This is a genomic window from Methylobacterium oryzihabitans (assembly GCF_004004555.2).
Taxonomy (GTDB): Bacteria; Pseudomonadota; Alphaproteobacteria; order Rhizobiales; family Beijerinckiaceae; genus Methylobacterium; species Methylobacterium oryzihabitans.
Window position 1 is genome coordinate 1 of the sequence record NZ_SACP01000077.1, and the last position, 1074, is coordinate 1074.

1 protein-coding gene and 1 pseudogene are annotated in these 1074 nt (G+C 75.6%); both read left to right on the forward strand.

What is annotated here, in order from left to right:
- Window positions 1–630, forward strand: a pseudogene (locus EOE48_RS29500) (ShlB/FhaC/HecB family hemolysin secretion/activation protein); the annotation flags it as partial.
- A gap of 13 nt (window positions 631–643) precedes the next feature.
- The coding region (locus EOE48_RS28415; RefSeq protein WP_127734224.1) for a two-partner secretion domain-containing protein at window positions 644–1074 on the forward strand (431 nt) is incomplete at its 3' end.

Consider the following 1074-nt stretch of genomic DNA (forward strand, 5'->3'; position numbering starts at 1 on the left):
TTCGGCCTCGACGGGCTCGGCGCCCGCGACGCGCCCCCGCCCGGCTCGGGCCTCGCCCCGCTCTCGCGCCAGGGCGTGCGGCCCGAGTTCCAGAAGCTCGAAGCCGCGCTCGCCGTCACCCAGCCGCTGGCCGAGCACCTCACCCTCGACGTCCGCGCCCGCGCCCAGAGCGCGTTCAACCAGGCGCTGCCGCGCTCCGAGCAGATCGGGCTGGCCAGCCTGTCGGGCCTGTCGGCCTTCGATGCCGGCCTGTTCCAGGGCGACGAGGGGTTCGTGGTGCGCGCCGAGGCGCAGGCGCCGTTCGTCGTGCCGGTCACCCTGCCGTTCGGGCTGCCGTCGATCCCCGCCCAGCTCGGCACCGGCCTGCCGCCGGACGGCGAGACCCCCGGCGCGGTGGTGATCGCTCCCTACCTGTTCGGCGCCGTCGGGATGACGCGCCAGCAGCGCCCGACCGCGCTCGAGCGCGCGATGGTGCGCGGGCGCGCCTACGGCGTGGGCCTGCGGCTCGCCGCGGCGCCCGGCCTCAGCTTCACCAACGCGGCGGCCTCGGTCGAGCTCGGCCGGGCCGAGCGCTCCGACCTCCTGCCCGACGACACCCGCCTGACCTTCACCTTTGCGCTGCAGTTCTGACGGAACCCCCGCCATGGCCCGCTCCCCCGCGCTCCGCCCCCGCCTCGCCGCCCTGCTCGCCTCGACCGCGCTCGTCGGGGTCGGGGCCGTCCCGGCGGCGGCCCAGAGCCTGCCGACCGGCGGGCAGGTGGTCTCGGGCGGGGTGAGCATCGGCACGCCGGCCGGCGGCGCGCTGGCGATCCGGCAATCGTCGCAGACCGCGATCGTCAACTGGCAGGGTTTTTCCGTCGGCCAGGGGAACCGGGTCGACATCCACCAGCCGAACGCCGGGGCGGCGATCCTCAACCGGGTGACCGGCGCGACGCCCTCGACCATCGCCGGCCAGCTCAACGCCAACGGGCGGGTGTATCTGGTCAACCCCAACGGCGTGACGATCACCCGGACGGGGCAGGTCAACGCGGCCGGCTTCGTCGCCTCGTCGCTGGCGATCTCGGACGAGGATTT